This is a genomic window from Parashewanella curva (genome assembly GCF_003675895.1).
Lineage (GTDB): Bacteria > Pseudomonadota > Gammaproteobacteria > Enterobacterales > Shewanellaceae > Parashewanella > Parashewanella curva.
Genome location: NZ_ML014868.1, coordinates 1 through 7,102, shown reverse-complemented (window position 1 = coordinate 7,102; position 7,102 = coordinate 1). Strand labels below are relative to the sequence as shown.

Sequence of the window (7,102 nt, the reverse complement as noted above, 5' to 3'; positions counted from 1 at the left end):
GGAAAAGGTGATAAGTACAAAGCGCTACATAAAGATCACCAGTTAACGTTGTTCTGAGATAAATACCCCGCTTCGCGAAGCGAAGTCGAGCCGAAGGTGAGACAGCTTGCTGCGGGGTAGTTTATTTGGTTGCTAAATTAATTTCTTCAACAAGTGTGTTACTCATATTAAAACGAGATAACCGATACCCTCCAGTATTTGACGTCTGAGAATTCATTAAACCCTTTGCATATCCTGATGTTTTGTTTACCGACTCTGCTTGCGAGTTCGACAATGTGGGCGTGGATTTATTAAATGGATTACAACTCTCTGCAGCGTGTTGATACTGATAGTCTCTTCGAAGTGTCGTTAAGTCAGGTTGACCTGAAGGTAGTTTCATTGAATCGCCAGCACGGCATAGTGCAGGAAGTGAAGTCAGTGGAGGTTGCCCTGTTATCTTCAGTTTACTGATGTCAACGGCTTCCATTATGTCGCTCTTGGCATTTTTATTAAACGCCATAAGATCTTCGCGGATCATACTGCCTTTAGCTAAATACTGACCGTGACGCACTTGGTTTGGTACTCAGTCATTATGAGAGTGCTGCGTTTACGATTTGAGTGGTCAAAATTCATGACCTTCATTGGTAAAGGCATATCATACATAATTTGGTTTTGAATCGTTTGTTGTTGCCATTTTCCTTTTGCAATTTGAGTCACTTTCTTTAACGTTGGAGCTGACTCTTTTGGAGAAACTTGATAATAAATCGCATTGCCATCATTTAATCATTCTGCAACCAGTAATTTACTGCCATTTGAAGCGATAATCGCACCTGTTAATTTACTTAGATCTCCATTTGAAGGGGTGCTTGTTTTGGTTTGGGTGAGCTCCTGTATAGGCGAGTAGGAATCGCTGTTATCGAAAAGTAGTACTTGGTTGCAGAGTTCATTAGTATCGGAACAGCCCGATTCATCGGCCAGTAAGTATGCGTCATTTAGACTGATGGTACTGATGTCAAAATGACTGAGCCTAAAGAAAATGTTTTATCAGCAGCAATGCTTGCTGCCCACACATCCATAATGGGGGACTCCTTCAGCATCATTGATGAACGCTTATTCAGCACTAAACGAATTGGTAAACCTTCGATATTGACTTTACGGACTTGCATTTCAACATCAAGTTCAGGAAATCCTTCCTTATGCATCGGGAAACGTTCTTTATTTTTCGGATCTTGAAGCTGATAATCACCTTTTACTTGTTTCCAACCATTCGCAGTCAAAGAGTAGAAGCCACTGATTCGCTCAGAAGCTGGTGAGAAGTCACTTCCCTTAAATTGCATACGGCTGACATTGGCATTGAGGCTTATCGGATTCAAGCTGAGATTCATATATCTGATTTAGGGCCTTCAGCGGTGACTTCGGAGTAAAAAGTATTGAAACCACTTAAGCTGTGCAATGCCATTTCAGCAACATTAACGACAGTGCTATTTTTTTTGGCTTTTTGCACTGCAACTTGGTTTGCAACATCGTTCATGGATACCATTCCAGTTAGCATGGTTTTATCGCTGAAATTCATGGTAGATGCAAAATCATTGGAATTTTGTTGATCGACAAAATTCATTTCTTCGACGAGGTTAGCCATGCTCATTAACGTTTTATCTGCAATAAGCATCATCATTTCTTTTTGCGAAACTGAGTCTGTATTGCTGTTTTTGAAACGTTCCGTATTTTCAGCCATTAAAGTCACAGACATACGAGCTAACTTTTGCAAACTGCTAAGCTCTGATTTTACTTCAAGAGTGACTTCAGGGGATTGTTGAAATGCAATGTAGTCTGATTGAAGCATCTTCATCATGGACTCTTGCTGGCTTTCTTCAATCTTAAGTGCTCTGCCAAGTTGAGCAGGGGTAACTTGGTTATCTATTAAAGTCGTGAAGGGTTTATAACGTTTGAACCAGCAGGCGCACTCATTGTGTAGGGTTTAGGTACAGTCTTACCATTCATTTCATCAATAGCTTTCACTGAAACTTCTGCGATTAATGAATATTGTGCTTGGTGAGCTTTTGGTACATCAGTTAATGTGAATTTTCCGCCCTCTGTACTCATTGCTGTAGGCTCGTTTGGATCACACACTCCATTTTGTGTTGTGTCTAAACAAACCTTCGCACCATTTATATAGTCATCAAATACTTTGCCTTTGATCGATACCAACTGCTCATCTTGATTTTTATCACCTCCACATGCCACCACCAATAAAGCGCTTACAGCTGAAATCCAAACATGAAAATTACGCACAACGTCACTCCTTAACCTCGTATTTCATATTTAACTTGTGCTCAGGTTATTTATTAAGGTTAGTTTGAAATGGAATGGAATGGCTTGCCATTTGGTATAAAGCCGACAACTGTTGTTATCGGCTTAAGGGGAGCTTAAGGGTGAAGGACAGTAGGTTTTGAGTGTGCTAACTTATCAGGGTAGTCAGCATTAAAATGCAGTCCACGGCTTTCTTTTCGGTCGATAGCACATCGAATAATAAGTTCAGCCACTTGTACTAAATTTCTTAGCTCAAGTAAGTTGTTACTCACACGGAAGTTTGAATAGTATTCTTGGATTTCTTGTTGCAGCATTTCACAGCGTCGAAGAGCGCGTTCCAAGCGCTTATTAGTTCTGACAATACCAACATAATCCCACATAAACAGCCGTAATTCGTGCCAGTTATGGGCGATAATAACTTCTTCATCTGAGTCCGAAACTTGGCTTTCATCCCAATGCGGTAATGAAGTAGGTAAGGATAGAGAAGCTAATTGCGAAAGAATATGAGTCGATGCGGAACGGGCATAAACCACGCACTCGAGTAATGAATTACTGGCTAGACGATTTGCGCCATGTAATCCGGTATATGATACTTCGCCGATGGCATATAAGCCTTCAACGTCGGTTTTACCATTGCTATCAACCATAACACCGCCACAGGTGTAATGGGCGGCAGGCACTACGGGAATTCTGTCTTTAGTGATGTCTATGCCCAGCTGTAAACAGCGTTTATGTATGGTTGGGAAGTGGTGGATAATAAAATCCACAGGCTTATGACTGATATCTAAATACATGCAGTCAACACCTAAGCGTTTAATCTCAAAATCAATCGCTTGAGCAACAATATCTCGTGGGGCTAATTCAGCACGCTCATCAAAATCAGGCATAAAACGAGTGCCGTCAGGACGCAATAAATAAGCTCCTTCTCCACGAAGAGCTTCGGTGAGTAGAAAATTTCGAGCATCTGGGTGATATAAACAGGTTGGATGGAATTGATTAAATTCCATGTTCGCGACTCGACAACCCACTCGCCAAGCCATCGCAATACCATCACCGCTGGAAACATCAGGGTTAGAAGTATACTGATAAACTTTAGAGCACCCACCTGTTGCTAAAACGACTGAACGTGCTTTAACCGTCTCAACTTGCTCATTGTCTCGGTTCCAAATATAGGCGCCTAATACACGGTTTCCAGCTAAGTTTAGCTTTTTGCTAGAAATTAAATCAACAGCATTGTAGCGCTCTAGCACTTGGATATTTGGGTGTTCAAGCGCACATTGTTGCAATGTTTTTTGGATTTCTTTACCTGTAGCGTCTGCCGTATGTAGAATACGTCGATGGCTATGTCCGCCCTCTCGGGTAAGGTGGTAAACTGAGCCTTGAGGTTCGGTTACGGCTTCTTTATCAAAAGCAACACCCGACTGTATAAGCCACATGATAGCTTGCTTACTGTTTTCTACTGTATGCCTTACGGCAGACTCTTCACAAAGGCCTGCACCAGCGATCATAGTGTCTTTAACGTGAGCCTCGACTGAGTCGTCATCATCAAAAACTGCGGCAATACCACCTTGAGCGTAATAGGTTGAACCTTCGGAAAGTTTTGATTTTGATACTAAAACTACTTTACACTGCTCAGCAAGTTGTAATGCAACGGTAAGACCTGCTGCACCACTGCCTATAACCAGCACATCAGTTTGGTGTTCTTTTGCTTGTGTCATTCAGGTTGTGATTATTTTTTTCGTGGCACTAATGGTAAAACAAATATAATTTTAATGCTGTAGCAATTTTTATAAATTCTAAAATATGCAAACTTGTGATAACAATCATAAGGGCGTAGTAGGGTGTAAGTAACAAGACAAAAGAGTGACTAGGATCTTATTTTTTTAACAAGTAAACCATATTTTTTATGATCCAAGTGAACTAATTGAAAAGGCGTATGTCTATTGAAGTGCAAGTAGCAAAAACACACTTCGAGCGACTATATATTGTCAGCAAGTAGATTGAGGAGTAGTCGGCTCGAATGAGTGGACAGAATAGTGATCAAATAATCATAGAGCGCGTGCAGCGAGGTGATAAGCAAGCTTATAACCTGTTGGTTCAAAAGTATCAGAGCAAGGTCATTAACTTGATTTCTCGTTATGTTCGAAATCAAGCGGATGTGGCGGATGTTGCCCAAGAGGCATTCATCAAAGCCTACCGAGCACTGGCGAACTTTCGTGGTGATAGTGCGTTTTATACTTGGTTGTATCGAATTGCCGTTAATACGGCAAAAAACCATTTGGTATCTCAGGGGCGTAAGGCTCCAGCAAATGATATCGATGCGGGAGAAGCAGAGTTTTATGATGGTAGCGATGCCCTTAAAGAGTTCGCATCTCCGGAGCGCTTGATGTTATCAGGTGAAATCAAAAAAGTAATTTTTGATACACTGGAGACATTGCCAGAAGAACTTAGAATGGCGTTAACGTTAAGAGAATTGGAAGGTATGAGTTACGAGGATATCTCAAATATTATGGAGTGTCCTGTCGGAACGGTACGTTCAAGAATTTTCAGAGCTCGTGAAGCTGTAGACAAAATGCTCCAACCTCTTTTGGAAAGATAAGTTGGAATTTAGAAAGGTGACTAATGGATAAGTTAGATCAAGAGTGGTTATCGGCTGCCGTAGATGGCGATATTGACGAACAGGCGATAAAAGCACTTAGCAACGATAGCTATGCACAAGACAAGTGGTGTAATTACCATCTAATTGGTGATGCAATTCGTGACGAGCTTCCTGATGCCATACCTTTAGATTTAACTGCTGGTATTGCTAGTGCGCTGGAAAGTGAGCCTGAACTTCTCGTTCCTCAAACGCCAGAAACTAAAGTGACTGTTGAAGAACCTTTAGTAGCCAACGCTAAAGTTGTGCCTCTGTTTAAGCAAGTTGGTCAATATGCAATAGCGGCATCTGTAGCGGTAATGGCAGTTATCGGTGTACAGAATTACCAGCAAGTAGAGCAAGAGAATCATCCATCACCCGTGTTGAATACATTACCCATCATGGGGAGTGCTTCTCCGGTAAGTTTGCAAGCAGAGCCAAGTTCGAATGCCGTTTCTGCACAAGAATATAATGAGCAATTGCAAGAACAACGTCGCCGTATTAATGCTTACTTACAAGATCATTTATTGCAACAAAGGTTGAATAGTAATAGTAGTTTGTCGCAAAATTCAGATAATTAAGTGACACTTTTAGGGCGAGCCCTAATTTAGGAGTAAGTTTGCGCAATATTTTGATTTTTCTGTCGCTCGTTGCTTTGCCCGCATTAGCACAAAACGAAATGACAGCTAAAGCTTGGCTTGAAAACATGAGCCAAGCTTTACAGCATCAAGGATACAAGGCTTCCATGGTGCAAGTTCAGGCTGGGCATATACGCCCTTTAGTGTACTTGCATGACAAAGTGGATAATAAGGAAGTTGCTTTTCTAGAATACCTTAATGGTCCTCCTCAGAAAGCGGTTCGCATCGATAATACCGTTACTTTTATTGAACATGATCAAACGCCTTATAGTATTTTTTCTAACCGTATTGAAGGATTGTGGCCAGCTGCATTTACTAGTAACCTCGGTATTTTAAGTCATAGTTACCAGTTTGTTCTCGGTGGCCGAGCAAGAATAGCTGGCCGTCCAGGACAGTTGGTTAGAATTATTTCAAAAGACAATAACCGCTTCAGTTACCGCGTATGGTTAGATATGGATAATTTCCTTCCACTTAGAATGGATACCGTGAGTGTTGATAAAAATTTACTTCAACAATTGATGGTGGTTGAAATTGGTCAATTCGACACTACCCCCGAAATTCTACAGGAAGCTATAAAGCGGCAGTGGCCAAGTGCTAGAGTTATCAGTCCACAAAAACAAACTTATCACTGGAAATTTACTTGGCTTCCGAAAGGGTTCAAGGTGAGAACTCGTGATCATCACAGGCTCTATGGTAGCCGTGAACCTGTAGAATATATTGGCCTTACAGATGGTCTAGCTAACATTTCCGTTTATATTTCAGAGTCTAAAACTACTGAGTTGCCAAGTGAGTTAACCTCACAAAATGGTATGGCGATTGTTACTGATCGCATTGGTGATGCTGAAGTCGTTGTTGTTGGGCAGGCACCGTCAAAGACATTAATTGAGATAGCGAAAAGCTTGCGATTAGAAAACTGAATGGTTACCCCGCTATGATGGAAGAAAAAGCCAAAGTAGTCTCTGAGGCGAAAGATGGTTGGGTTATGGTAGAAGTGGAAAGCAAAAGTGCTTGTCATAGCTGCCATAACGAAGAGTCTTGTGGTACTTCAGCTGTAGCCAAAGCTTTTACTCCTAAAACTCAGGTGTTTTCTATTGAAACATATCTTGACCTACAACCTAATGAAGTGGTGAAAATTGGGTTGCCAGAATCAGTCGTCCTAAAAGCTGCTGCCCTAGTATATTTGTTACCTTTGGCGGGCTTTTTTATTATGGCAGGGTTAGCGACTCTGTTTTTAGTTCGCTTAGATCTCATTAGCTTTAGTTCTCAATCTGGTGATCTTCCAACCATTATCTTTGGTGGTTTGGGGGCAGTGATTGCATGGTTTTTAGGGCGTAAAAAAGCCAAAGAGTTAGAACAAGAAGCCAGCCCAGTGATTATAGAGCGTTTAGGTCAATCTATTAACACTCCTATGACAATAGGGCAAACGGGTCAAAAATAAGCAATTAAGTTTGATCGTTTGCCAACCAGAATCGATCGTGGTTTATAATAGTCTTTGCCTGTTAAACACCATGAAAACTACCACTATTAGCCAGCACTTTGC

At 41.2% G+C, this 7,102-nt stretch carries 9 protein-coding genes; 4 read left to right on the top strand and 5 right to left on the bottom strand.

The annotated features are described in order from the left end of the window. Positions 1–121: 121 nt before the first annotated feature. From D5018_RS20025 to nadB, 5 genes are all read right to left on the bottom strand, one after another. Entirely contained in the window at positions 122–517 is a 396-nt protein-coding gene (locus D5018_RS20025) for a hypothetical protein (protein ID WP_121840753.1), read from the bottom strand. 454 nt (positions 518–971) lie between these two features. Further along, on the bottom strand, positions 972–1,352 hold the full coding sequence (locus D5018_RS20020; protein WP_133309353.1) for a hypothetical protein: 381 nt from the start codon (positions 1,350–1,352) through the stop codon (positions 972–974). A gap of 8 nt (positions 1,353–1,360) precedes the next feature. After that, on the bottom strand, positions 1,361–1,831 hold the full coding sequence (locus D5018_RS20015) for a hypothetical protein (protein WP_133309352.1): 471 nt from the start codon (positions 1,829–1,831) through the stop codon (positions 1,361–1,363). 68 nt (positions 1,832–1,899) lie between these two features. Continuing rightward, positions 1,900–2,271 (bottom strand): hypothetical protein, encoded by a 372-nt coding sequence (locus D5018_RS20010; RefSeq protein WP_121840750.1) that lies wholly within the window; start codon positions 2,269–2,271, stop codon positions 1,900–1,902. Positions 2,272–2,405: 134 nt separating this feature from the next. Beyond that, a complete protein-coding gene (nadB, locus tag D5018_RS20005; RefSeq protein ID WP_121840749.1) occupies positions 2,406–4,007 on the bottom strand; it encodes an L-aspartate oxidase in 1,602 nt (533 codons plus the stop codon). Between the two features lie 302 nt (positions 4,008–4,309). On the opposite strand from nadB, the gene rpoE reads away from it, so the two are divergent. The 4 genes from rpoE to D5018_RS19985 are packed head-to-tail and all read left to right on the top strand — an operon-like array spanning position 4,310 to position 7,000. Next, positions 4,310–4,888 (top strand): RNA polymerase sigma factor RpoE, encoded by a 579-nt coding sequence (gene rpoE, locus D5018_RS20000; RefSeq protein WP_121840748.1) that lies wholly within the window; start codon positions 4,310–4,312, stop codon positions 4,886–4,888. 23 nt (positions 4,889–4,911) lie between these two features. Beyond that, positions 4,912–5,505 carry a sigma-E factor negative regulatory protein gene (locus D5018_RS19995; RefSeq protein WP_121840747.1) on the top strand — a complete coding sequence of 198 codons (594 nt, stop codon included), beginning with the start codon at positions 4,912–4,914 and terminating at the stop codon, positions 5,503–5,505. Positions 5,506–5,543: 38 nt separating this feature from the next. After that, on the top strand, positions 5,544–6,479 hold the full coding sequence (locus D5018_RS19990) for a MucB/RseB C-terminal domain-containing protein (protein WP_121840746.1): 936 nt from the start codon (positions 5,544–5,546) through the stop codon (positions 6,477–6,479). Between the two features lie 14 nt (positions 6,480–6,493). Then, the gene (locus D5018_RS19985) at positions 6,494–7,000 is read left to right on the top strand and encodes a SoxR reducing system RseC family protein (protein ID WP_121840745.1); all 507 of its coding nucleotides are present in this window, start codon (positions 6,494–6,496) and stop codon (positions 6,998–7,000) included. Positions 7,001–7,102: the final 102 nt, after the last annotated feature.

Bases quoted from the DNA above. Each gene is read 5' to 3' on its own strand.
- D5018_RS20025 (WP_121840753.1), bottom strand. From the start codon at position 517: ATGATCCGCGAAGATCTTATGGCGTTTAATAAAAATGCCAAGAGCGAC.
- D5018_RS20015 (WP_133309352.1), bottom strand. From the start codon at position 1,831: ATGATGAAGATGCTTCAATCAGACTACATTGCATTTCAACAATCCCCT.
- nadB (WP_121840749.1), bottom strand. From the start codon at position 4,007: ATGACACAAGCAAAAGAACACCAAACTGATGTGCTGGTTATAGGCAGT.
- rpoE (WP_121840748.1), top strand. From the start codon at position 4,310: ATGAGTGGACAGAATAGTGATCAAATAATCATAGAGCGCGTGCAGCGA.
- D5018_RS19995 (WP_121840747.1), top strand. From the start codon at position 4,912: ATGGATAAGTTAGATCAAGAGTGGTTATCGGCTGCCGTAGATGGCGAT.
- D5018_RS19985 (WP_121840745.1), top strand. From the start codon at position 6,494: ATGATGGAAGAAAAAGCCAAAGTAGTCTCTGAGGCGAAAGATGGTTGG.